This window comes from Planococcus circulans, from assembly GCF_020023385.1.
Taxonomy (GTDB): Bacteria; Bacillota; Bacilli; order Bacillales_A; family Planococcaceae; genus Planococcus.
The window spans coordinates 153,176-176,613 of record NZ_JAIQCL010000009.1; the positions used below are offsets into that span (position 1 = coordinate 153,176).

Here is a 23,438-nt window from a genome sequence, read left to right on the forward strand (position 1 = left end):
TACTGTTTCCTGAATAATGATGTCATTTCTGCTAAAGGAAATCTCTTAAAAAAAGACGTTCCTTTTTTTCTATGCTATCATAAAATAATAAAGAAAATGGAGGCGGGACAATGATTTATGTAGGTTTGACGGGTTGGGGAGACCATCCGGATGTCTATAGCCCAGGCTCAAAGAAAACGGAAAAATTAATTGATTACAGTGCTCATTTTCCAATCGTCGAATTGGATTCTTCTTTTTATGCGGTTCAACCTGAACGGAATATCCGCAAGTGGATCGAGGAGACACCGGAACAGTTTCAGTTTATAGTAAAAGCCTACCAAGGGATGACAGGCCACCAGCGCGGAGAAAACCCCTTTGAAACGCGTGACGAAATGTTTGAAGCGTTCAGTAAATCGATACAACCATTGAAGAAAGCTGGTAAGCTCGGGATGGTACTGCTTCAGTTTCCGCCTTGGTTTGATTGCCAAAAGGACAATGTCGACCAGCTCCGGGAAATTACCGGGCGCCTGGAGGAATTTGATCTGGCGATCGAGTTTCGCCATCAGTCCTGGTACGCCAATGGCATGAGCGAAAAAACGCTGGATTTTCTGCGGGACAATAATCTGATCCATTCGGTCTGTGACGAGCCGCAAGCAGGAGACGGCTCTGTTCCGCTGGTTCCGATCTCGTCAAGAAAAGATAAGGTATTGCTGCGTATACATGGCCGCAATGTCCATGGCTGGCTGAATCCGGGGCATGGACAGAAGTGGCGGGAAGTCCGTTATCTCTATGATTACAATAAAGAAGAACTTGAGGAAATCAGCCGAGCGGTAAAAGCATTGGCTGACACGACTGAAAATGTCTATGTAATCTTCAATAATAATTCTGGAGGGCATGCAGCAGGCGATGCCAAAGAGTTCCAGAAAATGAATGAACTTTCGTTTGATGGGCTTTCGCCGAAGCAGATGGATCTATTTGAAGGAGGATTTTGATGGTTTTTTTGATCATGGCGCTTGTTGGAGTGATTTCCGGCATCGTTGGCGCTTTGATAGGTCTTGGTGGAGGCGTTATACTGGTACCGGCTTTACTGTTTCTGGGCACCAGCTTTGCATTTTTTCCAGAGCTTTCACCTCAGAAAATTGTCGGCTTGTCCGTCATCATGATGATTTTTACTGGCCTTTCTTCTACATTAGCTTATATGAAAGTCCGGACGGTCGATTATAAAAGTGGACTTATTTTCTTTGCAGGCAGTGCACCGGGCACAGTGATTGGTGCTTTCGTCAATAAAAACCTGGATTTGCCTTCATTTAATCTGTATTTTGGTGTTCTTTTAGTATTGCTGTCCCTGCTCTTGCTTATGCGTGATCGCCTCAAGGCTGTTCACTGGTTTGTTGACAATGGGCGTAAGACAACATTCACCGATAAACAAAATGAACAGTTCATTTACGGTTATCCCATCTGGTTTGCCTTGCTGCTGACCTTTTTTGTGGGATTCGCTTCAGGATTGTTCGGGATCGGCGGCGGATCGATTATTGTACCTGCCATGATTCTCTTGTTTCTCTTTCCGCCGCACGTGGCGATCGGCACTTCCATGTTTATGGTCTTTTTATCAGCCATTGTCAATTCTGCAACGCATATTTCACTGGGGCATGTGCCGTGGGTCTATACGCTTGCCGTTGTTCCCGGCGCGTATATCGGTGCAAAAATAGGGGCCAAATTAAACAAACGCCTCAATTCGGAAATGCTGGTGACGATTTTGCGCCTGGTATTGCTGGTACTGGGATTGCGATCGATTTACGAAGGAATATTCAGTTCTTAAAGAGGTGTTTTCATGAGCGAAACTATTCATATTTACCATACGAATGATCTGCATAGCCATTTTACAAATTGGCCGCGCATCAAGTCTTTTTTAGCTGAGCGGAAAAGGTGGCACGAAGAAGAAGGGGACGTCTGCCTGATTTTGGATATCGGAGACCATGTCGACCGATCGCATCCTTATACGGAAGGCACATCCGGGAAAGGCAATGTGCTGCTATTGAACGAAGCGGAATATGATGCCGTTACGATCGGCAATAATGAAGGCATCACGCTGTCTAAAGAAGAACTGAACGACTTGTATGTCCAGGCTGATTTTGAAGTGGTGGTATCGAATCTATTCGATTTTCAAGGCAACCGGCCGGATTGGGCAAAGCCTTCCCATATTATTCGTACGATGAATGGAACACGCATCGGACTGGTCGGGGCGACTGCAGAGTTTACTCCATTCTACCGCAAATTGGGCTGGCAGATAACAGACGCTAAAGAGTCGATCATCCAGGCAGTGAAAGAGATTGAAGGACAGGCTGATCTGATTATCTGTCTTTCGCACCTTGGCATCAAAGAAGATGAATTGTTGGCAGAGCTTTGTCCACAGATCAACATCATCCTGGGAGCCCATACGCACCACGTTTTCCATGAAGGAAAATGGCTGGGAGATACACTGCTAGGGGCTGCAGGGAAATTCGGCTTTTATATTGGCCAGATTACTGTAGATGAGAAGTTCGGCAAATCCTCAGCGCAGCTGATTGAGACTTCCGGATTGCGTGAAGTGGAAAAAGGCTTCGATGATTATTTGGTAGAGCAAGGGAAAAACCAGATGGATGAGCTGGTTTTTCAAAGTACAAAAATTTTGAAAGCTGAGTGGTTTAAGGATTCCGAACTTGGCGCTTTATTCGGAAAAGCGCTGATCGAGTTTTCCGGAGCGGATTGTGCTTTGTTCAATGCAGGGATCTTTATGGAAGACATGCCGGAAGGCGCCCTGACACGCTACGATTTCCACAAAATGCTGCCGCATCCTATCAACCCCTGCCTTGTCGAGTTAAGTGGAGCGGAATTGAAAGAGATTTACCTGCAATCCCTGAATTCGGAATGGCCGCAGCTCGAATTGAAAGGAATGGGTTTCCGGGGTGTAGTATTCGGCAAAATGATTCATATGAATATGGAGATCATCGACCACCGATTTTACATCAATGGACAAGTGGCGGTGCACGATCAAATTTATCGCTTGATCACGTTGGACATGCTGACGTTCGGCTATTTCTTCCCAAGCTTGAAAAGAGCTGCGAAAACGTATTTCATGCCCGAGTTTCTGAGGGATGTCTTCAGTCAGTATTTTCATAGCAAAGCCTTGAAGTAGAGAGAATGTTCAGAGTATATCCGCATTTGATTTTGTTTTAATTTTGAGCTATGCTAACAAAGAACTATATATTGGTGGGTAGAGGCTGCAGAACTGATCAGTAGGATGCGCGAGTTTGACCGCGTGGAACGCATCTGAAAGGGAGTTTTGCCGAAATTCATTTTCCGAGGTCTAAGGAAATGGATTGGGGTCATTCTGAACAAGAATGTCACTGTCATTTAAGCGCAAGCTAAAATGGAGAGCTACAGGGTTGTTTGATGTTTACCGCACAGACGAATTGTAGAAGGCTGACTTATCCAACTGGAGAGGTCGGCCTTTTTTTTCTCATTTTTCACCCATCAAAAACAAGGAGGAAGATTCATGGAGAATACGATTTTTTCGATTTTGCCGCCGATCATCGCCATCGTAATGGTGTTGCTGACTCGCCGCGTATTGTTGTCGCTCGGTACGGGGATTGTTGCGGCAGCAGTGATTCTGACATGGTTTGCGCCAATTGCAGCCTTGCAGGAGCTTGTCACATCATTCGCGATCATTTTTTGGGACGGAGGCTTTAACGCCTACAATGTCTTTATCATTCTTTTTCTGTTATTGCTGGGCATCATTACAGCATTCGTCAGCCTGTCGGGAGGAAGCCATGCTTTTGCTGAATGGGCTTCGACACGCATTAAGTCCCGCAGAGGAGCAAAAGTTCTGACAGTGGTTTTGGGCATGGTCATCTTCATCGATGACTATTTCAATGCACTCGCAGTCGGGCAAGTAGCGCGTCCGATTACGGACCGTTACAAAGTATCACGTGCGAAACTTGCATACTTCATCGATTCGACTGCTGCACCGGTCTGCGTGGTTTCTCCAGTATCAAGCTGGGGTGCTGCCATCATCGGCATCATTGCAACCATCTTAGCCGGCCAGACCTTCGTGGAATATTCCGCGCTGGAAGCTTTTCTTTGGATGGCACCGATGAACTTCTATGTTGTCGCTTCATTGGCCATCGTCTTCTTTGTCGCCATACGTGATGTCGATTTTGGAGAGATGAAGAAACACGAAGTGTTGGCAATTACCAAAGGGCAGCTTTTTGATCCTGAAAAAACGATCCCCGGTGAAATGAAAGAAGATTTCCCGTCGCATAATCATGGTCATATGAGAGACTTATTGCTTCCGATCCTGTTGTTGATTGTCGGGACTGTAGGTGCGATGATTTGGACTGGCTATCAGAATGCCGGACAAGTGTTCGATATCTGGCTGATTTTCGAAAATACCGATGTACCTGCTTCTTTATTGGCCGGAGGGATATTAGGGGCACTGACTTCGATTATTCTTTATGCGATGCAAATCAAGAGCAATAAAAAAGCTAATGCCGGTTGGATCGGCAAAGGCATTTGGGCAGGCATCAAATCAATGATGGGCGCGGTGCTGATTTTGATATTTGCCTGGTCGCTGACTTCTTTGATCGGATCGCTCGAAACGGGTACGTATTTGGCTGGTGTGGTTTCTGAAGGTAACGTTCCTACAGCCATTCTGCCTGTGCTATTATTTGTCTTAGCTGGTGTTATGGCGTTCTCTACAGGAACATCATGGGGATCATTCGGTATCCTTTTACCGATTGCCGGAACCATCATGATCGAAGCCGAACCATCATTGCTGTTGCCGGCATTATCAGCTGTTCTAGCCGGTGCTGTCTTTGGAGATCATTGTTCACCGATTTCCGATACGACGATCCTGTCATCAACTGGAGCCGGGAGCAATCATATGGATCACGTGTTGACACAGATCCCTTATGCTTTAACGGCTGCTGGGATTGCTTCCATAGGGTATATAGTCATAGGTTTCACGGGTTCCTTGCTGATTTCTTTAGGCGTGGTCTTAGTGGTACTCGCAGTGCTGTTCCTCGTCTGGTCACAACGGACAACTATTATTGAAAAACAACAAAATGCATAAAGAAAACAAGGCAGAGAAGCTAATTCTCTGCTTTTTTACTTTCGTCGCAATAGTTTTTTTGAAATATATCGCGAATTCATCTTTACTTTGAGGGTGCCGCTCGGTATACTATTTTTAGATTAACTAATAATCTGAAAACATTCAAAATTCCTATTTTTATGTAAATAAAATGGGAAAAAACAAAGGGGGAAGAGAGATGGAACGTTCGCAATGGGGTACACGTGCCGGCTTTATTATGGCTGCCGTTGGCTCTGCAGTAGGTTTAGGGAACATTTGGCGTTTTCCATATGTTGCGTATGAAAATGGCGGGGGTGCATTTTTCATACCGTATCTTTTTGCATTATTGACTGCAGGGATACCGATACTAATACTTGAATTTACCATTGGCCATAAGTACCGTGGCTCAGCACCGTTATCATTCTTCAGAATGGGCGGAAAGAAATTGGAATGGCTTGGATGGTGGGCCGTTTTCGTGTCCTTTGTCATATCTGTATACTATGCCGTCATTATCGCCTGGGCAATGCGCTATACTATATTCTCATTCAACCAGGCATGGGGTACAGATACACAGGACTTCTTGTTCAATGAATTTCTGCAGCTGACAGTTCAACCAGGACAAACTGGTGGAATTGTGTGGGGTGTATTTATTCCTTTAGCTCTGGTATGGATCATTACATTAGGAATCCTGCTTGCTGGAGTCAAAAAAGGTATCGAAATGGCTAACCGCATTTTCATACCGACCTTACTGATCATTTTCTTCGCAGTAGTGGTTCGGGCTGTTACATTAGATGGAGCTTTAGTAGGATTGGAAGCGTTCTTCCAGCCGAATTTCGAAGCTATAATGGATCCAACGGTTTGGGTGGCAGCCTATGGGCATATTTTCTTCAGTTTGTCTGTAGCATTTGCCATCATGATCACGTACTCCAGTTATCTGCCTAAAAAGTCGGATATCACGAACAACGCATTCATCACCGGATTTGCCAACTCGAGTTTTGAGCTGCTTGCCGGTATCGGTATTTTTGCCGCTCTTGGTTTTATGGCCTCTCAACAGGGAGTGGCGGTCGGTGACGTTGCTACAGCTGGTGTAGGACTAGCATTTGTGGTTTTCCCACAGATCATCAATGAGTTTCCCGGCTTTAACGGCTTGTTCGGATTCTTGTTCTTCTTGTCTTTAACGCTGGCCGGATTGACATCACTGATTTCAATTACGGAAACCTATGTTGCTGGATTCTCTGAAAAGTTTGGTATTTCCCGTAAAAAGGCAGTGCTTTTCGGAGGCGGTCTAGCGGCTTTGATTTCCATCCTATTTGCTACACAGGGTGGTTTGTACTTCTTGGATCTTGCGGATTACTTCATCAACCAATTCGGTGTTGCCGCGATCGGTCTTGTGGAAGTTGTACTGGTCATCTGGGTATTCCGCAAAGCGGATCTTCTCAAGGGACATGCCAACGAAATCTCAGACATCCACTTGGGTGCTTGGTGGAAGTTCAGTCTGGGAATCATCACGCCAATCGTTTTAGGCTACATGATGTTCGGGTTGCTTAGACTCAATATCCTGAAAGAGTTTGATACAGAAACCGGAAACTATGAAGGATATTCTGATATGTTTACTTTATCAGGCGGTGTAGCAGTAGCTGCAGCTGCACTGATCTTCGGAATTATCATCTCTCTTGGCAAATGGCATAAAGAGCAGGGAGAATACGACGAACGCAATTAAAAGGAGGAGCTTCATATGACTATGAGTTCAATTGTAGTAATGATTATCGGTATGGTCATCATTTGGGGCGGCTTAGCTGCCAGCATCATTCATGCAATCAGCAGCAGCAAAAAGAACAAAGCAAGAGATGCTGCAGATAACGTATAATTTACAAGCCCGGAAACTTCTAGTTTCCGGGCTTTTTCATGTTTTTAGAGTTATAGGGGAACTTGTGAGGAGTAGGTTTATATGATACATTTGGAACAGAACCGGATTCCATACATAAATCAGATAGATAGGGGACGATGTGCGTGTCAACAAAGCAGGAACATCTTAGAAAGCCCGATTGGTTAAAGATTAAACTCAACACCAATGAAAACTATACGGATTTAAAAAAAATGATGCGGGAAAACAACCTCAATACGGTTTGCGAAGAAGCGAAATGTCCGAATATCCATGAATGCTGGGGCACTCGGAGAACGGCTACATTTATGATTCTCGGCGCTGTTTGTACGAGAGCCTGCCGTTTTTGTGCAGTAAAAACAGGATTGCCGAATGAATTGGATCTCCAGGAACCGGAACGTGTAGCGGCTTCTGTAAAAATGATGAACCTGAAACATGCAGTCATCACAGCGGTAGCGAGAGACGATTTGAAAGACGGAGGTTCAGCGGTCTTTGCCGAAACCATCCGGGCGATCAAACGCGCCAATCCGTTTACAACTGTTGAAGTTCTTCCGTCTGATATGGGTGGAATCTACGAAAATCTGGAACGGTTGATGGATGCAAAACCGGATATTTTAAATCACAATATCGAAACAGTCCGTCGCTTGACTCCAAGAGTAAGAGCACGTGCTAAATACGATCGTTCACTTGAGCTTTTGAAGCGTTCGAAAGAGCTGCATCCGGAAATTCCGACGAAATCTTCTCTGATGATCGGTTTAGGCGAAACAAAAGAAGAGATTATTGAAGTTATGGATGACCTACGTGCAAATGATGTCGATATTATGACAATTGGCCAATACCTCCAGCCTTCTAAAAAACATTTGAACGTACAGAAATATTATTCGCCGAAGGAATTTAAGGAATTCTGGGAGATTGCGATGACTAAAGGGTTCTCGCATTGCCAGGCAGGCCCTCTAGTCCGAAGCAGCTATCATGCGGATGAGCAAGTCAATGCAGCTGCGAAAGAGCGCCAGCGCCTCGGAGAAGAGCAAGCAGCTGCTATAAACAGCTAATGGATGGTGAGATAATTGATCACATTGGATCAGTGGAATTATGACATATTAATCGATTACCGGGAAGGCTTCCAAGAGGAGGCAATAACCGCGCGCTTCAGCGAAATCTTATCCAAATATGATTATATTTTGGGAGATTGGGGCTATGGACAACTGCGGTTAAAAGGCTTTTTTGAAGATACCAACCATAAAGCGACTTACGATACAAAAATCAGCACATTGCAGGACTACCTTTATGAATACTGCAATTTTGGCTGTGCTTATTTTGTCATAAAGAAAGTCGGTAAAGCAGCACCACCGATCGAAGTAATAGAAGAGCAGGCCCCCGAAGCGGATGTTTAATCCGCCGGGGGTTTTTTCGTGCATTATGATATGATAAAGGAAGTAATGAAAGATTTTCAAACGCCTATTGGAGGGTATTTTTATGTATTTTATTGACCGCAGCAAAATAACTGAAACGATTCAGTACATGAATTCCTTATTGGAATTTTACGAAAGCAACGAGCAATGGACAACAGTCGGGGAGCAGCTTGCATTGGAGCGTGCAGGCGCCAATCTTATCGAATCGATGATCGATGTCGGGAACTCGATGATTGACGGTTTCATCATGCGCGACCCTGGAAGCTATGATGACATCATCGATATTTTAGTGGATGAAAAAGTGATTACAGAAGAAATGGACCAACCGCTGAAACAAGTTATTGCCTTGCGGAAAATGTTGGTTCGGGAATTTATGAAAGTGGATCACCAGGCAATTATAAATGCAATCGATGAGAATCTGGAGTCGTTGAAGGCATTCGGACCAAAAGTTGAGCATTATCTAGTTCACGAGTTAGGACCGGTTTCGGCATTTATACCGGAAGCGAACGATGGCAACTAGAAAAGAATATCGAGCCTATTGCCTGGATTTGGATGGGACAGTTTATCGGGGAACTGAAGCAGTTGAAGAGGCGGCAGACTTTATCGGACGTCTGCAGCAAAAAGGGATTGAACCTTTTTTCATCACCAATAATGCTTCGATGACCCAGCAGCAATTGCAGGAGAAGATGGCTGGTTTCGGAATTACAGCAAAAAGAGAACGCATCATGTCTTCAGCCATTGCTGCGGCAAAATACATCAACCGCTGGTATCCGGGGCGCACAGTCTATATGATCGGGTCGGAAGGGCTGGATCAGGCGTTGCGCCAGGAAGGGCTAGAACGAGTTGAAAAGCAGGCTGGCATTGTGTTGATGGGAATCGACCGGAACATCACCTATGATAAATTGGCGACTGCCTGCTTGGAGATTCGAAAAGGGGCTGTCTTCTTATCGACTAACCAGGACTTGGCTTTTCCTTCTGAAAAAGGCTTTTTGCCAGGCAACGGAGCATTTACCACATTGGTGTCCGCTTCGACAGATGTGGATCCCATCTATATCGGCAAACCTGAAATTCATATGCTGGAAGCGATCCAGCACGAGTCTGGATTTCAGAAGAGCGAGATGGTGATGATCGGGGACAATTACGATACGGATATCCAAGCGGGAATCCGTTTTGGAATCGACACGATCCATGTCAACACGGGTGTCAGCCGAATGGAAACCGTATTGGAAAAAGAGCATCCTCCGAGCTTCGCGATTGAAAACCTTGGATTTTGGGAATTATAAATAGAGACTGAAGTTATAAACATAAAAGCCCGGCAGAACGACAAAAAATCGTCTTGCTGGGCTTCGTGTTATCAACAGGCTATAGCGCTGTCTATTCTTCGGACAGCAAAAAAAGCCGTTTTTCAACGGCTTAAAATAAGGGGTTTTCCTCTATGAATTCATAGACTTTTTTTGTCAGCTCTTCAGGGGATTCCGCTTCAACGATTTCTCCATTTACCAATGCATAGAGAGACTCGGAACATTTTGTGCAATAGCTTAAACAGCCGTATTCCAAAACATCAAGATTTGGGTCCCGTTCGAGTTTTTCAAAAGAATCTTGTGCGCCATTGGCGATATTACTGATGCAAAATTCAACAATCGGTTTCATTCTAAGTCACCTCACTACAACGAAATCCTACCTTTTTTCGAGGCTGGAGTCAATTAATTGATTTCTAGCGAAAGCATTGTGAAAGTTATCACAATCAGCTATACTCATATGTGAGAAATTGATGAGACAGATGAAAGTTAAAGGAGATTTTTATGCGAAAATTAGTCTTACTTGGTGGCGGTTACGGCAATATGCGGATTTTGCTTCGTTTGTTGCCAACCAGCCTTCCACAAGATGTAGAAATTATTTTAATTGACCGTACGCCCTTCCACAGCATGAAGACAGAATTCTATGCGTTGGCAGCCGGTACAGAGTCGGACCAGGAAGTCCGCGTTCCTTTCCCGGAGCATGAGCGGTTGACGGTCGTAAACGGTGAAATACTGGAAATTGGGCTTCAGGAAAAATGTATTTTCATGGAGAATGGTGACCGTATTGCATACGATGATTTAGTGATCGGCTTGGGTTGTGAAGATAAGTACCACAACGTACCGGGAGCGGATGAATTTACTTACAGCATCCAGACCATCGGGAAATCACGTGCTACTTATCAGGCTCTGCTTGGCTTGCCTTCAGGTGCGGTGGTAGGCGTAGTGGGAGCAGGGCTCAGCGGAATTGAACTTGCCAGCGAATTGCGAGAAAGCCGCAGTGATTTGAAAATCAAGCTGTTTGACCGAAGCCCACGGATCCTTCGTGACTTTCCAGAGCGCTTGAGCAACTTCGTCAAAAAATGGTTTGAAAATCATAATGTCGATGTGGTCTCGAATTCCAATATCACACAAGTGGAGCCAAATATGCTTCATAACCACGAAGAGACGATTCCAGTGGATGCTGTTGTTTGGACAGCTGGTATCCAACCGGTCAAGCCAGTGCGTGACCTAGGTCTTGAAAGTGATGCCAGCGGACGTGTGGTCATCAACCAATACCATCAGTTGCCGAACGACGAGCATGTTTATGTAGTGGGCGATTGTGCGGCATTGCCGATGGCGCCTTCTGCACAGTTGGCGGAAGAACAGGCAGAGCAGATCGTCAAAGTATTGAAATCCACATGGAAAGGCGAGGAATTGCCTGAAACCATGCCGGAGATCAAGCTGAAAGGTTTCCTTGGCTCTCTTGGCAAAAAGCAAGGCTTCGCTTATTTGGCGGATCGTACCGTTACGGGCCGCATCGCCCGTCTGATGAAATCAGGCGTATTATGGATGTATAAATGGCATAACGGATAATAAGAAAAAGCGCTCAATTACGAGCGCTTTTTCTTATTTTACTTCTGCAAATCCATGCTTTTCAAGTTCACGGTAGACTGGTTTCAATTGTACGTAGCCTTCACCGACAACTTCTCCTTCGACCAATACCAGCGGATAAAAGAATTCGTCGTCCAATATGCGCTGTGCATAGTCTTTCTGGTGCTCAAGTGTGAGAGGTTTCTCAATGTCGATATAGGTAATTGAAAATGGCTGATCTTTGTATTTCCTTGAGATGGCGGCTTCCAGCCATTCATACGTGTCGATTGAAGAGGGTGCATTGACACAACTAGCACAGATCACATCGGTTCCATAGACTTCAATGGATACTTCTTTCTGCATAATTTTGAACCTCCTGTGAATTCATTAGTGGCTTTTTCTTTCTAATCACATTATAATGATTATAATGAAAGGAGTCGATATAAATGACTGAAGCTTTGATTGAAGATCAAGTAATGGAAGTCTTAGATAAATTACGTCCATTCCTTTTGCGTGACGGGGGAGACTGTGAACTTGTTGATGTAGAAGATGGTATCGTAAAACTTCGTCTGCTCGGTGCATGCGGAAGCTGCCCAAGCTCGACAATTACATTAAAAGCAGGGATTGAACGTGCGTTAGTGGAAGAAGTTCCTGGTATAGTAGAAGTAGAACAAGTATTTTAATGCCAAGGGACCTTTTAAGGTCCCTTTTTCTGTATAAAGTAAACACACTCATGCTAAGGCAATAGATTTTGGGGAGTAACCAAAATCGGATGATGCAGCTCCAAATTAAATATTTCACTTAACCTGGCTGTTCGAAGGTGGACGACTTGAATAATAGTGGAAATGATTGCTATGATAAATGATAAGGAGGGTGATTGAATTGACAGAAGTAGTTGAAATTACAGAAGCAGCCTCATTCCAGGTAAAAGAGATGATGCGCCATAACGAGGAGGAAGGATCCTTCTTGCGTGTTGCTGTAAAAGGCGGTGGATGCAGCGGTTTAACATATGGAATGGGATTTGAACAATCTAAAGGTGAAGAAGATGATCTTTATGAGCAGTTCGGAGTCCCGATACTTATCGCGAAAGAAGATGCTCCGATTTTAAAAGGGACAGTCGTTGACTATAAACAGTCATTGATGGGAGGCGGCTTTACGATTGAAAATCCGAATGCCATCGCTTCATGTGGCTGTGGAACTTCATTCCGTACCGCCAAAAAAGCAGGAACTCCAGAGAATTGTTAAAAGTCGGTCACAAACCGGCTTTTTTGTTGTGGATAAGTCTGCGATAAACGCAATAACCGGTTGAAATCATGCGGTATAAGGTCTAATATAGAGTGTAGATGTTTATCGGTGCGCCAAGGTTTTACCGCTTTGTCGATAATCGATTAAAAAATGACTTGAAGGTGGTTGCGATTGTATTGAAAAGACCGTCAATATTAGTATTAGGAGCAGGTTATGGTGGATTGACTACTGTAGTGAACCTGCAAAAAGTTCTTGGCACAGATGCTGCGGACATAACATTGATCAATAAAAACGAATACCATTATGAGAGCACATGGCTGCATGAAGCAGCAGCAGGAACTTTGCTTCCTGATCAGGTGCGTTACGATATTAAAGACGTTATCGACAGCGTCAAAGTGAAGTTTGTACAAGCGACTGTTGAAGCAATCGATGTGGTCGGCAAGAAAGTCACTACAGACAATGGCGAATTTACATACGATTACATTGTCATTGCACTAGGCTTTGAAGGCGAGACTTTTGGCATTGAAGGCCTCGACAAATATGCTTTGTCAATTGCGAACGTAAAAGCCGCACGTTATATCCGTGAGCACATTGAATTCCAATTTGCTACATGGTCTGCAGAACCAGTAAAAGATGACAGCCGTCTGACAATTATCGTTGGTGGAGCTGGATTCACTGGGATCGAATTCCTTGGGGAATTAGCTAACCGTGTACCTGAACTGTGTAAAGAGTTTGATGTGCCATGTGAAAAAGTGCGGGTTGTTTGTGTGGAAGCCGCACCAATGGTATTGCCTGGCTTCGATCCGGAGCTTGTCAACTATGCAGTAGGCCATTTAGAATCTAAAGGAATCGAATTCTCCATCGGTACACCGGTTGTTGAAGCGACTCCAGAAGGCGTTAAAATCAAAAAAGGCGATGATGAGTTTGAATTCATCAAAGCTGGTACAGTCGTTTGGGCTGCAGGCGTACGCGGCAACCGATTGATTGAAGCGACTCCAATCGAAAATATGCGTGCCCGCGTGAAAGTCGAAAATGACTTGCGTGCTCCAGGTTACGATGATGTTTTCATTATCGGTGACTGTGCATTGATGATCAACGAAGAAACGAATCGCCCGTACCCACCAACCGCACAGATTGCTATGCAACAGGGTGAAAGCGTTGCGAAGAACTTAAAAGCATTGATTAATGAGGAAACAACGATTGAATTTGTTCCTGATCTAAAAGGAACGGTTTGCTCCCTTGGTGATGACGATGCGATCGGTGTTGTTTTCGGTAAGAAAGTTACAGGCAAACGAGCGTCATTCATGAAGAAAATGATCGATAATCGTGCATTGCTCATGATCGGCGGACCTATGCTGGTATTGAAAAAAGGTAAATTCAACGTTCTGTAAGCTGGATGAACCAAGCTCCCTTAGCGGGGAGCTTTTTTGATAACTTCAGTATAATATTTTAAATCGCTTCATAATTTACCATTTAAGCCTCCGGTGCATTTGCTGGAGGCTTGTCTGTTTTAAAAGGGGGATAGCGTTGTGGCAAATACGAAACGTGGAAATGTTTGGCTGGGAGCAGCTGGACTGGTGGTGAATTCCAAAGGGCAATGGCTGGTGGTCAAAAAAAGATACGGCGGCTTGCATGGAAAGTGGTCTCTACCCGCTGGATTTGTACAAGGTTTTGAAACGATTGACGAGGCAGTTCTAAGGGAAGTAAAAGAAGAAACTGGGATTGACTGTGAGCTGATGGGAATGATCGGTTTTCGTTCAGGAGTCATTCGCGAGGAAATCAGCGACAATATGGCGATTTTCTTGTTGAAGGCAGAGAGCGAAGAGCAGCCCATTGTTGCGCAATTGTCCGAGCTCTATCTGGCGGACTGGGTGTCGCCGGCAGCCTTATCAAGCGATGCAGAAGCTTCCGTCATGCTGCATGAAATGGCTTCTTATGTTCTGGAAGAAGGGCTGGAGGCGATCGAGGATGTAGATCCCGGCAAAGTCTTCGGCTATTCCGCATACAAACTGTTTTTTAAAAAATAGAGGATTAAAAAGAAATAAAGAGTAAATAAAAGAAAAAAGCTCTTGTTACCGTTTACATTTCTATCTTTTCAGTTGCGCTCAAAAGGGTCCTGTGCTATATTATCAGAATATTACAAACAAGAACAGAAGGAGGTGTTTCGGATGACGATCTTCAAAAAGGTTAAAAACGTCAATCAATGCCCTTATTGCTCAGGACAAGGATATTTTCAATTGCGACTGGGCGGTTCAGAAACGTGCTCCTGCTGTTCGGGTTCAGGGAAAAAATAAATTGAAAAGTTAGAAGCGATCGGGTCTAGTAAAGCCGATCGCTTCTTTTTATTTGGAGTGGATTTCTGAGGAGGCTTTTTCCGCTTTTCAGTGTCCAGCTCCGGCGCCCAACTCTTTGGGTCATAAGCCAACTCAGCTGCGTGGCAAAGAACGTCACTCTGCTGTTGGCTGCCTTCGCTTTTCTAGTATAAGTGACAAAGCGATGAACTCTGTTCTGCTGGATTGAAAGCCTTTGTTTTTTCGGGTAAACTGATGGAAGGAATAACGGAGGTTAGAGTTCATGAACAGTTCATTCACGATTGTGCAATTGATTATTTCCATGTTGCTTTTTTATGTTATGTTTTTCGGAATCGGTTTTTTATTGAATATGTTGCTTCGGATGACCTGGCTGATGGCTGTGGTTTATCCGGTCGTTATCTTACTCGTAGTGGATGATGTAGGCGTTTTCGATTATTTCACGAATCCAGGGGAATCCTTCTCGATGTTGGGGGACACCATTACTTCCATGACAGGCAGTGATATCGCCGTCTTGCTTGCTGGCTGGGCTGGTGCCATCACATCAGGTTTTGTCATGAAAATCCTTCGCAAAATGGGTTATCAGATGTTTTAATAAAAAACGCCGATCCGGTCATCCGGGTCGGCATTTTTTGATTGGTTATTGTTATGGGAGCATACCGTAAAAAATAAAGGAAATGGCTATACCTGTTAAAGCACCCATAAAAACTTCACTCGGTTTATGGCCAAGCAGGGTCTTCAGTTCCTGGATCTTTTCTTCTTCCTTTTTCTTTGGCCATTTTCTGGTTTCATCCATAAAGAGATAGATGTCCTGGCGCATCTTGTTGATGGTCAACGCTTGCTGGCCTGCTTGAAAGCGGACACCGGTGGCATCGTACATGGTAATGACGGCAAACATCGTCGAGACCGCGAATATTGTGGAGGAAACACCGTGTTCAAAAGCTACGGCAGTCGTTAAAGAAGTGACCGCTGCTGAATGTGAACTTGGCATCCCGCCAGTCGATGAAAAGAGCTTCCAGTCAAGCTCACGTGTTACGGCATACTGGATGGGGATTTTGACGAATTGGGCAAATACGATCGCGAATAGGGCGATCATAAGAGGGAGGTTAGAGAAAATTTCCATACGGGGCCACAGCCTTTCTGTCTAAATATGTTCCCATAGTATAACATAGACGGTAAATTTTCCGTTCTTGCATATTCCTTCGCTACACGAACTACTCGAACTTCGGATTAAATGCTACACTTAAAGAGAACAGATTAAAGGAGGAATTTTATGCAAATCAACCTACAACAGCATTCACAGGACAGCACAGCTGAAATCCTCATTGTTGGCTTAAGCCGGCATCCGGAAAACAGCAAAGGGTGGGGCGAATTCGCCCAGCGTTTTGAAGGCAAACTGGAAAGCTGGATCAAGCAGGACCTATCATTCGATTTAAAATCACTGATTACCTATCCAACACTTTCCGGAGAAATTCCACGGGTCTTGTTCATCGGGTTAGATGACCGTAAAAAATTGACCGAGGAACACCTTCGCTCCTGCTTCGGGTTGGCAGGCAAAGAATTGGCGAAGAAGAAAGTGAAGCATGCAGCAATCTACATGGAGTCGTTTGAAAATGACAGAATCTCGTCAGAAGATGTCGCTTTTTTGGCTGCAGAAGGCATCACAATGGGCGGCTACCGCTTTGACGATTACAAGACCACATCCAATGAGGCGCAGGTCAAACTGGAATCTCTGACTTTATTGGCAGAAGAGGCTGCAGAGGATGTCGAATCGGCAGCAATCGTTGGCTCTGTTTTCGGTCAGTCCGTCAATGAAGCCCGGACACTTGTCAATATGCCGGCAAATATTCTAACTGCAACTGCAATGGGGGAATATGCGCGTGAACTTGGCGAAACCTATGGCTTTGAAACGGATATCTTAGGGAAAGCGGAGCTTGAAGAACTGGGTATGGGCGCAATTCTTGCAGTCAACCAGGGTTCTGTCGAAGAGCCGCGCCTGATTGTCTTGAAGTACAAAGCGACAGAAGGCTTTGAAGACCCGTTAGCGCTTGTCGGTAAAGGAGTCACCTTCGATACTGGAGGTTACTCAATTAAGCCGAAGGACGGCATTGTAGGCATGAAGGGCGATATGGGCGGTGCCGCCGCCGTACTCGGTGCCATGAGAATCATCGGTGAACTTCAGCCGGAAAAAAATGTGATGGCAGTCATTGCCTCAACGGATAACATGATTTCCGGTAATGCCTTTAAACCGGATGATGTCATTACGTCCATGAGCGGAAAAACCATTGAAATCCTCAATACGGATGCTGAAGGGCGCCTGGTGTTGGCTGATTCCGTCAGCTACGCGAAGCAATTAGGGGCAACTCGAATTGTGGATGTGGCAACGTTGACCGGCGGCGTCATTGTCGCTTTGGGCAAAGACAAAACGGGAGCTTTGACCAATGACGAGGCATTTTTCGAGTCCTTCCTGGAAGCTTCTATGGAAAGTGGAGAATTTGTCTGGCGTCTGCCTTTAACGGAAAGCGATAAGAAACGCATCCGGAAAAGCGACGTTGCCGATTTAAATAATTCGCCGGGCCGTGATGGCCATATGATTTTCGGCGGTGGATTTGTCGGCGAATTTGCCGGTGACACACCATGGATCCACTTGGATATTGCCGGTACTTCCGATGCGGACGGACCTCATGATTTGGGGCCGAAAGGCGGGACTGGTGCCATGGTCAGAACATTGGCGATGCTGGTTGAAAAGATGGCGGACGAACAATAGAGAGAAAAAAACCTGCAGACAAAGTGTCTGCAGGTTTTTTTAGTGTTCAGTGGTTTTATTGTCCATCAATTTTTTCTTTTGTTCTTTTAACGCACCTTCCATGTCGTCACGCACTGTTTCCTCGGCGACTTTGATGCCGGACATATAGGCTGCCCGTCCAATCAAATGTCCCCCAACGGGTGCGGTGATGAACAGGAAGGCAATGGCGATGATCATCTGTGTATTGAAGATACCTTCGATGAGCCAAAAGTGGATGAAGGCGGCCATCAACACGCAGAGAACACCGAGCGTCGAGCTCTTGGAGGCAGCGTGAGTGCGTGTATAGACATCGGGCAGACGGATCAGACCTAACGCTGTGACAAGGCTGAAAATGACTCCTGTGCTCATTAATAGGATGATGAGGATATTAACGATTGTTGTTTCGATCGAAAATCTCTCCTCTCTCAAGGAATTTGGCAAAAGCAATAGTGCCGATAAAGGACAGGATGCTCAACAATAAGATGATTTCGAGAAAAAACTCAGTCTCGATGATCAATGACAACAAGGCGACGATTGAAACCAACGAGATTCCGATGGCGTCAAGTGCGACTACACGGTCGGCGATAGTCGGTCCTTTGACCAGCCGGAATAGAAGCCCTGTAAAGCCTATACTGACGATGATAAGGGAAATCCAGTAAAACATCATCATGGGCGGCTCACCTCCAGAATGGCGCGTTCGAATGTGTCTTTGATTGAACTGACGGCATCATCGATATCTTCAAAGTCGAGCGCATGGATATAGAGTCTTTTCTGATCGTTTGAAATGCCGACAACCAGCGTTCCAGGCGTCAACGTGATCAGAGCAGACAAGAGAGTGATTTCCCAATCCTCTTTCAGCTCGGTTTCCAGCTCGAAAATAGCGGGCTTCAAGTTCATATTCGGTTTGAGGACAATCCGCAAAACCTGAATGCTCGACAAGAAAAGCTCCTTAAGGAACAGCAGGACCAGATAAATGATAGCCCATGCCCGCGAAGTATAAAGACGGTAAGAAAAGAAACGGCGCATCAGGATAATGATGCCAAGACCTACCAGGAAGCCGATAGCGAATCCTGCAGGGCTGAAGGAAACGGTCATGAACATCCAGACAAAGGCCAGGAAGAAATTCAATAAGATTTGTAAAGCCATATGTCATCTACTCCTTTAAGACCGCATCAATATAGATGGATGGATTCAGCAGCACTTCACCTGCGCCTGAAATGAACGGCATGAAGAGTTCCGCACCGACCCCGAATACCACTGTAATGGCAACAAGGATGACCGTCGGGATAAACATTTGATTAAAAACGGATTTCTTTAAGGGAACGGTTTCAACCGGTTCTCCCCAGAAAGCGTAGATGAAGATGCGCACAGCACTCAATAATACGATCAGGCTGGTTGCAAGAATGACGATGCTGCCCCAAAATTGCGGGCCTTCAAAGCCACCCTGGACAATCAGCAGTTTGCCCGGGAATCCACTGAGCGGCGGTATTCCCGCAAGCCCAAATGCGGCAACCAGATACGTCCAGCCAAGGAATGGATAGGTTTTGATCAATCCGCCCATTTTGCGAAGGTCTGACGTGCCGAACAATACGGCGACAATTCCGACCAGGAAGAACAGGGAAGCTTTAATCAGCATGTCATGAAGCAGGTAGAAGATGGATCCATCGACACCTGGCTGATTTAATTGAGCGATTCCGAACAGGATTACACCGACCGCAATGATGATGTTGTAAATGATGATCTTTTTAACATCGAAATAGGCAAGTGCACCGACGCAGCCGGCAAGAATGGTCAGGATCGCGATGATTCCCAGCAACTCGTGGGTAAATGCGATGTCCATTGTAAAGAACAACGTATATGTACGCATGATGGCATAAACGCCGACTTTTGTCAGCAAAGCTCCAAACAGCGCCAATATTGGAATAGGTGGTGAGTAATACGATCCCGGCAACCAAAAGTATAACGGGAAAATAGCAGCTTTGAAGCCGAAGACCATCAGGAACATGACAGCTATGACAGTCAGGATGCCGGTTTCTTCAATCTGTGGAATCTTCACTGCCAGGTCGGCCATGTTCAACGTTCCAGTAACCGAGTAGAGGAACGCGACAGCGGCTACAAACAAAGCGGATGAAATGATGTTCACCAGCAGATATTTGATGGATTCACGCAGTTGAGGTTTTTCACCGCCATGGACAATCAAGGTATAGGAAGCCATCAGCAACACTTCGACAAATACGAACAAGTTGAAGATATCGCCTGTTGTGAAGGCACCATTGACGCCGACCATCAAAAATATAACAGCCGGGTAGTAGTAGGATTGCTCACGTTTCACACCGATGGTCGGGAAACTGTAAAACACGACAAACAAGGTAATGATCGAAGTAGTGACCACCAATAGGGCGGACAGCGGATCCGACACCATGGAAATCCCGAAAGGTGCGGGCCAACTGCCCAGCGTCACAGCCTGAACTCCATCTGCATTGACTTTAGCCAATAGGAACAATGCAGCAATCAAAGTCGTGCCCGCAGCAATTGCAGCAATTATACGCTGAAACTTCAGTCGCTTCGGAAAAATCATCAGGATAGTAGCAAAAAACAAAGGGATGATGATCGGAAATAGAAGTAAATTACTCATAGTCTTCAGTTCCTCTCAGCAGATCCATATTATCGGTACCGAGCTCCTGATAAGACCGGTAGGCGAGCACTAGGAAAAATGATGTTACAGCAAATGAAATGACGATAGCTGTCAAAATCAAAGCCTGGGGCAGCGGGTCTGCGTAATCGCTGACGCTGACCCCTTCAGCCACGACGGGCGGCGAGTTTCCGCCAAGCCCTCCCATGGTCAACAGCAATAGATGGGCGCCATGGCTCAGCAGTCCTGTCCCGATGATGATGCGAATCAGGCTTTTTGAAAGCATTAAGTAAACAGCTGCCATAAAGAGAAATCCAATGGCAACCGACATAATTATTTCCATTATTCATCCTCTCCAATCGTTTGAATAATGGTCATCGTTACACCGACAACAACCAGGTAAACGCCTATATCGAAAAGTAAAGCCGAGTGTAAGGACGTTTTACCGAAAAGCGGTAATTCAAAATAATCATAAGCATGTGTGAAAAAAGGAACATCGAAAATGATGGATGCAGAGGCAGTGGCAAGAGCTAGCAGTAAGCCGACTGCTGTCATCGTGACATAATTGAGCGGCAATATCTTTTTGACCGTTTCAATGTCGAACGCAAGCATCAGCAAGACGATTGCGCTGGTAGTCAATAGCCCCCCGACAAATCCGCCACCCGGCGTATAATGCCCTGCAAAGAAAATGTGGACAGCAAACATCAAAATGATGAAGGTCACTACTTTTGTAGCCGTTTGAAGCATGACATCATTTGTTCTCATGTTGACCCTCCTTTTTGGTCAACCGCAATTTGATCATGGTGATGATGCCGATACCGGCAATGCCCAGTACAGCAATTTCAAACAATGTATCAAATCCACGATAATCGACTAAAATAACGTTGACGATATTTCCGCCTCCTGCTTCCGAGTAGACCGTTTCCTTATAAAACTCGGAAATGGAAGGGAGGAACTTTTGCGAATGTGCGGACAAGGCGACCAAAGTCATCGTGACTCCGACACCGAGCGCAATCACCGCATTCCCCAGACGGAAACGCATACGTTCTTCTTTCCGGCTGATCTGCGGCAAATGATAGAATGCCAACAGGAACAGCGCGACAGAAATGGTCTCGATCACCAGTTGGGTCAATGCCAGATCCGGTGCACGGAAAATGACGAAGAACAAGGCGACTGAATAACCGACTGCACCTAACGCGATAATGGCGGTAAGCCTCGATTTCGAAAACAGAATCGTCAGAGTCGAACCGATCAATGCGATCAGGATGACAATTTCATAAAAACCGATCGGCGCCAAGTTGGTGACATCATAAGCGAATGCCTCGGTCAGGAAGAGTGTTCCGAGAACGATAATGACGACAAAGCTGAACATATAGACCAAGTAGGAGCGGATAAAGCCGGTCATGTACAGTTTAGAGAAACGGTTCGCACCGGTGTCGCTCAAGAACATCAAGTTGTCGTATAACGCGTTCAACGACACGGAATCGGGGAACCGGTCATAGCTCCTCTGCCATTTATGCAGTGTCCAGAACATCAAACCGCCGACGGCAAAGATGCCGAGGGTCATAAAGAGTTCAGTATTGAACCCGTGCCAGGCCGAAACATGAACATCCACCTCTCCAGGTGAACTATACAGGAAGGGCTGGATCGCCATGACGGCAGGCTTGACGAGCCAGTCACCAACGATGTTCGGAATAAAGAAAATCACGATGACGAGCAGCGCCAGAAATACCGGCGAGATCAGCATGCCGATCGGTGCTTCGTGTGCAGGCTTCGGCAATTGATCCGGCTTATGTTCGCCAGCAAATGTATGGAAGACGAAATAGAAGCTGTAGATAAACGTGAAAACGGAACCGAGCCACGCGACGATCGGGAATAACACACCCCAGACATCCATGGAGAATAAGTCGAATTCAGTTAAAGAAAGCATCGCGGTCAGGAACATTTCCTTGCTCAGGAAGCCGCCGAATGGGGGCAAGCCCGCCATGGAAAAGGCGCCGATCATGGCAACAGTGAAACTGATCGGCATCAAGCTCATGAGTCCGCCTAATTTGCGGATGTCCCGCGTACCGGTTTCATGGTCGATGATCCCGGCAATCATGAACAGACTGCCTTTAAAGACCGCATGATTGATCAAATGGAAGATAGCAGCGAATCCCGCATATTTGAATGTGGTTTCCGCAATATTATCGATATGGTATCCGGCAGCCGAAGCTCCGAGCAGAGACATGATCAAGCCAAGCTGGGAAACTGTGGAAAATGCCAGAATGCCTTTCAGGTCCTTTTGTTTCAATGCGAAGAAGGAACCCCAGAACATCGTGAACAATCCGACCCCTGCAACAAGCCACATCCACGTTCCAGATATCGCAAAGACAGGCGTCAAGCGAGCAACCAAGTAAAGGCCGGCTTTGACCATCGTCGCAGAGTGCAAGTAAGCACTTACAGGAGTCGGAGCTTCCATTGCATCCGGAAGCCAGATATAGAATGGGAACTGTGCAGACTTCGTAAATGCACCAAGCAGCACAAGAACGAGCGCCCAGATAAAGAAATCATGAGTCGCAAGTTGAGGCGCTTGTGGGATCAATTCACGTATTGAATATGTATTCCCCATGATGCTCAGCAGCACAAAGCCCCCGAGCATCATCAATCCACCAAAGACAGTGATCATCATTGATTTTAATGCACCGAATCTCGAACGGTCGCGGGTATACCAATAACCGATCAACAGGAAAGATGAAATCGATGTCAATTCCCAGAAAAGGTAAAGTGTGATCAAATGGTCACTTTGGACAATGCCGAGCATAGCCGTCATGAACATCAATAAATAAACGTAGAAATTATGTAATTGTTCTCGGTGTTTGTCCAAATAGAAAATGGAGTACAGCACCACTAAAGCTCCGATGCCTGTAATCAGCAGTGTGAACAGCAGGCTCAGCCCATCAATATACGCAACAAACGCGATATCAAGTGAAGGGATCCATTGGAATTCAGAAACCAGATTGCCGCCAGCGATCGTGGTAGGGAGCAAAGAGGCATAGTAAATGAATAAAATAACGGGAACAATCAAAACAAACCAGCCCGTATGGATCTTTCCTACTTTCTTAAATAGCAGCGGAATGAAGAGGGCTGCAAGCAAAGGTAAAAAGATTAAAAATACAAATGACAAATGAATCCTCCTTCCAGCATAAACGTGATGAGTTTCTAATTAGAAATTATAACG

The 23,438-nt window shown here is 45.5% G+C and carries 28 protein-coding genes and 1 riboswitch; of the genes, 18 read left to right on the plus strand and 10 right to left on the minus strand.

The window, feature by feature from the left end:
- The first annotated feature begins 110 nt into the window (after positions 1-110).
- From K8U60_RS15050 to K8U60_RS15095, 10 genes are all read left to right on the plus strand, one after another.
- The gene (locus K8U60_RS15050; RefSeq protein WP_223641894.1) at positions 111-971 is read left to right on the plus strand and encodes a DUF72 domain-containing protein; all 861 of its coding nucleotides are present in this window, start codon (positions 111-113) and stop codon (positions 969-971) included.
- Positions 971-1,798, plus strand: coding sequence for a sulfite exporter TauE/SafE family protein (locus K8U60_RS15055; protein WP_223641896.1), 828 nt, complete (start codon positions 971-973; stop codon positions 1,796-1,798). The genes K8U60_RS15050 and K8U60_RS15055 overlap by 1 nt, the downstream gene beginning before the upstream one ends.
- Positions 1,799-1,810: 12 nt before the next feature.
- Positions 1,811-3,154: a bifunctional metallophosphatase/5'-nucleotidase gene (locus K8U60_RS15060; protein ID WP_223641898.1), complete on the plus strand. Its 1,344-nt coding sequence runs from the start codon at positions 1,811-1,813 to the stop codon at positions 3,152-3,154.
- A gap of 71 nt (positions 3,155-3,225) precedes the next feature.
- A riboswitch (Lysine riboswitch) is annotated at positions 3,226-3,407 on the plus strand.
- Positions 3,408-3,514: 107 nt separating this feature from the next.
- Entirely contained in the window at positions 3,515-5,089 is a 1,575-nt protein-coding gene (locus tag K8U60_RS15065) for a Na+/H+ antiporter NhaC family protein (protein WP_223641900.1), read from the plus strand.
- A gap of 196 nt (positions 5,090-5,285) precedes the next feature.
- Entirely contained in the window at positions 5,286-6,806 is a 1,521-nt protein-coding gene (locus K8U60_RS15070) for a sodium-dependent transporter (RefSeq protein ID WP_223641909.1), read from the plus strand.
- 15 nt (positions 6,807-6,821) lie between these two features.
- Entirely contained in the window at positions 6,822-6,953 is a 132-nt protein-coding gene (locus tag K8U60_RS15075; RefSeq protein WP_223641911.1) for a methionine/alanine import family NSS transporter small subunit, read from the plus strand.
- Between the two features lie 143 nt (positions 6,954-7,096).
- Positions 7,097-8,020 carry a lipoyl synthase gene (gene lipA, locus K8U60_RS15080; RefSeq protein ID WP_223641927.1) on the plus strand — a complete coding sequence of 308 codons (924 nt, stop codon included), beginning with the start codon at positions 7,097-7,099 and terminating at the stop codon, positions 8,018-8,020.
- Positions 8,021-8,035: 15 nt separating this feature from the next.
- Positions 8,036-8,362, plus strand: a complete 327-nt coding sequence (locus K8U60_RS15085) for a YutD family protein (protein WP_223641929.1) — start codon at positions 8,036-8,038, stop codon at positions 8,360-8,362.
- An 82-nt stretch (positions 8,363-8,444) separates the two neighbouring features.
- On the plus strand, positions 8,445-8,900 hold the full coding sequence (locus K8U60_RS15090; protein ID WP_223641932.1) for a DUF86 domain-containing protein: 456 nt from the start codon (positions 8,445-8,447) through the stop codon (positions 8,898-8,900).
- On the plus strand, positions 8,890-9,663 hold the full coding sequence (locus tag K8U60_RS15095; protein ID WP_223641934.1) for a TIGR01457 family HAD-type hydrolase: 774 nt from the start codon (positions 8,890-8,892) through the stop codon (positions 9,661-9,663). Before K8U60_RS15090 ends, K8U60_RS15095 begins: the two co-directional genes overlap by 11 nt.
- 130 nt (positions 9,664-9,793) lie before the next feature.
- On the opposite strand, the gene K8U60_RS15100 is transcribed toward K8U60_RS15095, so the two are convergent.
- On the minus strand, positions 9,794-10,030 hold the full coding sequence (locus K8U60_RS15100; protein WP_223641936.1) for a YuzB family protein: 237 nt from the start codon (positions 10,028-10,030) through the stop codon (positions 9,794-9,796).
- A gap of 152 nt (positions 10,031-10,182) precedes the next feature.
- On the opposite strand from K8U60_RS15100, the gene K8U60_RS15105 reads away from it, so the two are divergent.
- Complete coding sequence (locus K8U60_RS15105; RefSeq protein ID WP_223641938.1) at positions 10,183-11,250, plus strand: NAD(P)/FAD-dependent oxidoreductase; 1,068 nt, start codon at positions 10,183-10,185, stop codon at positions 11,248-11,250.
- Between the two features lie 33 nt (positions 11,251-11,283).
- Here the strand turns inward: K8U60_RS15105 and K8U60_RS15110 are convergent, their stop codons facing one another.
- Positions 11,284-11,610: a YuzD family protein gene (locus K8U60_RS15110; RefSeq protein WP_223641940.1), complete on the minus strand. Its 327-nt coding sequence runs from the start codon at positions 11,608-11,610 to the stop codon at positions 11,284-11,286.
- 83 nt (positions 11,611-11,693) lie between these two features.
- Between K8U60_RS15110 and K8U60_RS15115 the strand changes: the two genes are divergently transcribed.
- The 6 genes from K8U60_RS15115 to K8U60_RS15140 all read left to right on the plus strand — a co-directional run bounded on the left by K8U60_RS15115 (position 11,694) and on the right by K8U60_RS15140 (position 15,396).
- A complete protein-coding gene (locus tag K8U60_RS15115; RefSeq protein WP_142828952.1) occupies positions 11,694-11,930 on the plus strand; it encodes a NifU family protein in 237 nt (78 codons plus the stop codon).
- A 199-nt stretch (positions 11,931-12,129) separates the two neighbouring features.
- The gene (locus tag K8U60_RS15120) at positions 12,130-12,492 is read left to right on the plus strand and encodes a HesB/IscA family protein (RefSeq protein ID WP_223641942.1); all 363 of its coding nucleotides are present in this window, start codon (positions 12,130-12,132) and stop codon (positions 12,490-12,492) included.
- A gap of 176 nt (positions 12,493-12,668) precedes the next feature.
- Positions 12,669-13,883, plus strand: a complete 1,215-nt coding sequence (locus K8U60_RS15125) for an NAD(P)/FAD-dependent oxidoreductase (RefSeq protein WP_223642017.1) — start codon at positions 12,669-12,671, stop codon at positions 13,881-13,883.
- 138 nt (positions 13,884-14,021) lie between these two features.
- Complete coding sequence (locus K8U60_RS15130; protein ID WP_223641944.1) at positions 14,022-14,519, plus strand: NUDIX domain-containing protein; 498 nt, start codon at positions 14,022-14,024, stop codon at positions 14,517-14,519.
- A gap of 141 nt (positions 14,520-14,660) precedes the next feature.
- Positions 14,661-14,786, plus strand: coding sequence for a YuiA family protein (locus K8U60_RS15135; RefSeq protein ID WP_223641946.1), 126 nt, complete (start codon positions 14,661-14,663; stop codon positions 14,784-14,786).
- A 280-nt stretch (positions 14,787-15,066) separates the two neighbouring features.
- Complete coding sequence (locus K8U60_RS15140; RefSeq protein ID WP_223641948.1) at positions 15,067-15,396, plus strand: YuiB family protein; 330 nt, start codon at positions 15,067-15,069, stop codon at positions 15,394-15,396.
- A gap of 51 nt (positions 15,397-15,447) precedes the next feature.
- Here K8U60_RS15140 and K8U60_RS15145 read toward each other — a convergent pair whose 3' ends face one another.
- Entirely contained in the window at positions 15,448-15,924 is a 477-nt protein-coding gene (locus K8U60_RS15145) for a divergent PAP2 family protein (protein WP_223641950.1), read from the minus strand.
- Positions 15,925-16,074: 150 nt separating this feature from the next.
- Here K8U60_RS15145 and K8U60_RS15150 point away from each other — a divergent pair, with 150 nt between their 5' ends.
- A complete protein-coding gene (locus K8U60_RS15150) occupies positions 16,075-17,568 on the plus strand; it encodes a leucyl aminopeptidase (RefSeq protein WP_223641952.1) in 1,494 nt (497 codons plus the stop codon).
- 39 nt (positions 17,569-17,607) lie between these two features.
- Here K8U60_RS15150 and mnhG read toward each other — a convergent pair whose 3' ends face one another.
- The 7 genes from mnhG to K8U60_RS15185 are packed head-to-tail and all read right to left on the minus strand — an operon-like array spanning position 17,608 to position 23,384.
- Positions 17,608-18,027: a monovalent cation/H(+) antiporter subunit G gene (gene mnhG, locus K8U60_RS15155; RefSeq protein ID WP_223641955.1), complete on the minus strand. Its 420-nt coding sequence runs from the start codon at positions 18,025-18,027 to the stop codon at positions 17,608-17,610.
- Positions 17,975-18,256: a Na(+)/H(+) antiporter subunit F1 gene (locus K8U60_RS15160; protein ID WP_223641957.1), complete on the minus strand. Its 282-nt coding sequence runs from the start codon at positions 18,254-18,256 to the stop codon at positions 17,975-17,977. The genes mnhG and K8U60_RS15160 overlap by 53 nt, the downstream gene beginning before the upstream one ends.
- Positions 18,253-18,732 carry a Na+/H+ antiporter subunit E gene (locus tag K8U60_RS15165; protein ID WP_223641959.1) on the minus strand — a complete coding sequence of 160 codons (480 nt, stop codon included), beginning with the start codon at positions 18,730-18,732 and terminating at the stop codon, positions 18,253-18,255. Before K8U60_RS15165 ends, K8U60_RS15160 begins: the two co-directional genes overlap by 4 nt.
- 7 nt (positions 18,733-18,739) lie before the next feature.
- Positions 18,740-20,221 (minus strand): Na+/H+ antiporter subunit D, encoded by a 1,482-nt coding sequence (locus K8U60_RS15170; protein WP_223641961.1) that lies wholly within the window; start codon positions 20,219-20,221, stop codon positions 18,740-18,742.
- The gene (locus K8U60_RS15175; RefSeq protein ID WP_223641964.1) at positions 20,214-20,561 is read right to left on the minus strand and encodes a Na(+)/H(+) antiporter subunit C; all 348 of its coding nucleotides are present in this window, start codon (positions 20,559-20,561) and stop codon (positions 20,214-20,216) included. Before K8U60_RS15175 ends, K8U60_RS15170 begins: the two co-directional genes overlap by 8 nt.
- The gene (locus tag K8U60_RS15180) at positions 20,561-20,983 is read right to left on the minus strand and encodes a Na(+)/H(+) antiporter subunit B (protein WP_223641966.1); all 423 of its coding nucleotides are present in this window, start codon (positions 20,981-20,983) and stop codon (positions 20,561-20,563) included. The genes K8U60_RS15175 and K8U60_RS15180 overlap by 1 nt, the downstream gene beginning before the upstream one ends.
- Positions 20,970-23,384 carry a Na+/H+ antiporter subunit A gene (locus K8U60_RS15185; protein ID WP_223641968.1) on the minus strand — a complete coding sequence of 805 codons (2,415 nt, stop codon included), beginning with the start codon at positions 23,382-23,384 and terminating at the stop codon, positions 20,970-20,972. Before K8U60_RS15185 ends, K8U60_RS15180 begins: the two co-directional genes overlap by 14 nt.
- Positions 23,385-23,438: the final 54 nt, after the last annotated feature.

Coding starts and splice junctions, on each gene's coding strand:
- K8U60_RS15050 (WP_223641894.1), top strand. CDS start 111: ATGATTTATGTAGGTTTGACGGGTTGGGGAGACCATCCGGATGTCTAT.
- K8U60_RS15055 (WP_223641896.1), top strand. CDS start 971: ATGGTTTTTTTGATCATGGCGCTTGTTGGAGTGATTTCCGGCATCGTT.
- K8U60_RS15060 (WP_223641898.1), top strand. CDS start 1,811: ATGAGCGAAACTATTCATATTTACCATACGAATGATCTGCATAGCCAT.
- K8U60_RS15065 (WP_223641900.1), top strand. CDS start 3,515: ATGGAGAATACGATTTTTTCGATTTTGCCGCCGATCATCGCCATCGTA.
- K8U60_RS15070 (WP_223641909.1), top strand. CDS start 5,286: ATGGAACGTTCGCAATGGGGTACACGTGCCGGCTTTATTATGGCTGCC.
- K8U60_RS15075 (WP_223641911.1), top strand. CDS start 6,822: ATGACTATGAGTTCAATTGTAGTAATGATTATCGGTATGGTCATCATT.
- K8U60_RS15090 (WP_223641932.1), top strand. CDS start 8,445: ATGTATTTTATTGACCGCAGCAAAATAACTGAAACGATTCAGTACATG.
- K8U60_RS15095 (WP_223641934.1), top strand. CDS start 8,890: ATGGCAACTAGAAAAGAATATCGAGCCTATTGCCTGGATTTGGATGGG.
- K8U60_RS15100 (WP_223641936.1), bottom strand. CDS start 10,030: ATGAAACCGATTGTTGAATTTTGCATCAGTAATATCGCCAATGGCGCA.
- K8U60_RS15105 (WP_223641938.1), top strand. CDS start 10,183: ATGCGAAAATTAGTCTTACTTGGTGGCGGTTACGGCAATATGCGGATT.
- K8U60_RS15110 (WP_223641940.1), bottom strand. CDS start 11,610: ATGCAGAAAGAAGTATCCATTGAAGTCTATGGAACCGATGTGATCTGT.
- K8U60_RS15115 (WP_142828952.1), top strand. CDS start 11,694: ATGACTGAAGCTTTGATTGAAGATCAAGTAATGGAAGTCTTAGATAAA.
- K8U60_RS15135 (WP_223641946.1), top strand. CDS start 14,661: ATGACGATCTTCAAAAAGGTTAAAAACGTCAATCAATGCCCTTATTGC.
- K8U60_RS15140 (WP_223641948.1), top strand. CDS start 15,067: ATGAACAGTTCATTCACGATTGTGCAATTGATTATTTCCATGTTGCTT.
- K8U60_RS15145 (WP_223641950.1), bottom strand. CDS start 15,924: ATGGAAATTTTCTCTAACCTCCCTCTTATGATCGCCCTATTCGCGATC.
- K8U60_RS15150 (WP_223641952.1), top strand. CDS start 16,075: ATGCAAATCAACCTACAACAGCATTCACAGGACAGCACAGCTGAAATC.
- K8U60_RS15160 (WP_223641957.1), bottom strand. CDS start 18,256: ATGATGATGTTTTACTGGATTTCCCTTATCATCGTCAGTATAGGCTTT.
- K8U60_RS15165 (WP_223641959.1), bottom strand. CDS start 18,732: ATGGCTTTACAAATCTTATTGAATTTCTTCCTGGCCTTTGTCTGGATG.
- K8U60_RS15170 (WP_223641961.1), bottom strand. CDS start 20,221: ATGAGTAATTTACTTCTATTTCCGATCATCATCCCTTTGTTTTTTGCT.
- K8U60_RS15175 (WP_223641964.1), bottom strand. CDS start 20,561: ATGGAAATAATTATGTCGGTTGCCATTGGATTTCTCTTTATGGCAGCT.
- K8U60_RS15180 (WP_223641966.1), bottom strand. CDS start 20,983: ATGAGAACAAATGATGTCATGCTTCAAACGGCTACAAAAGTAGTGACC.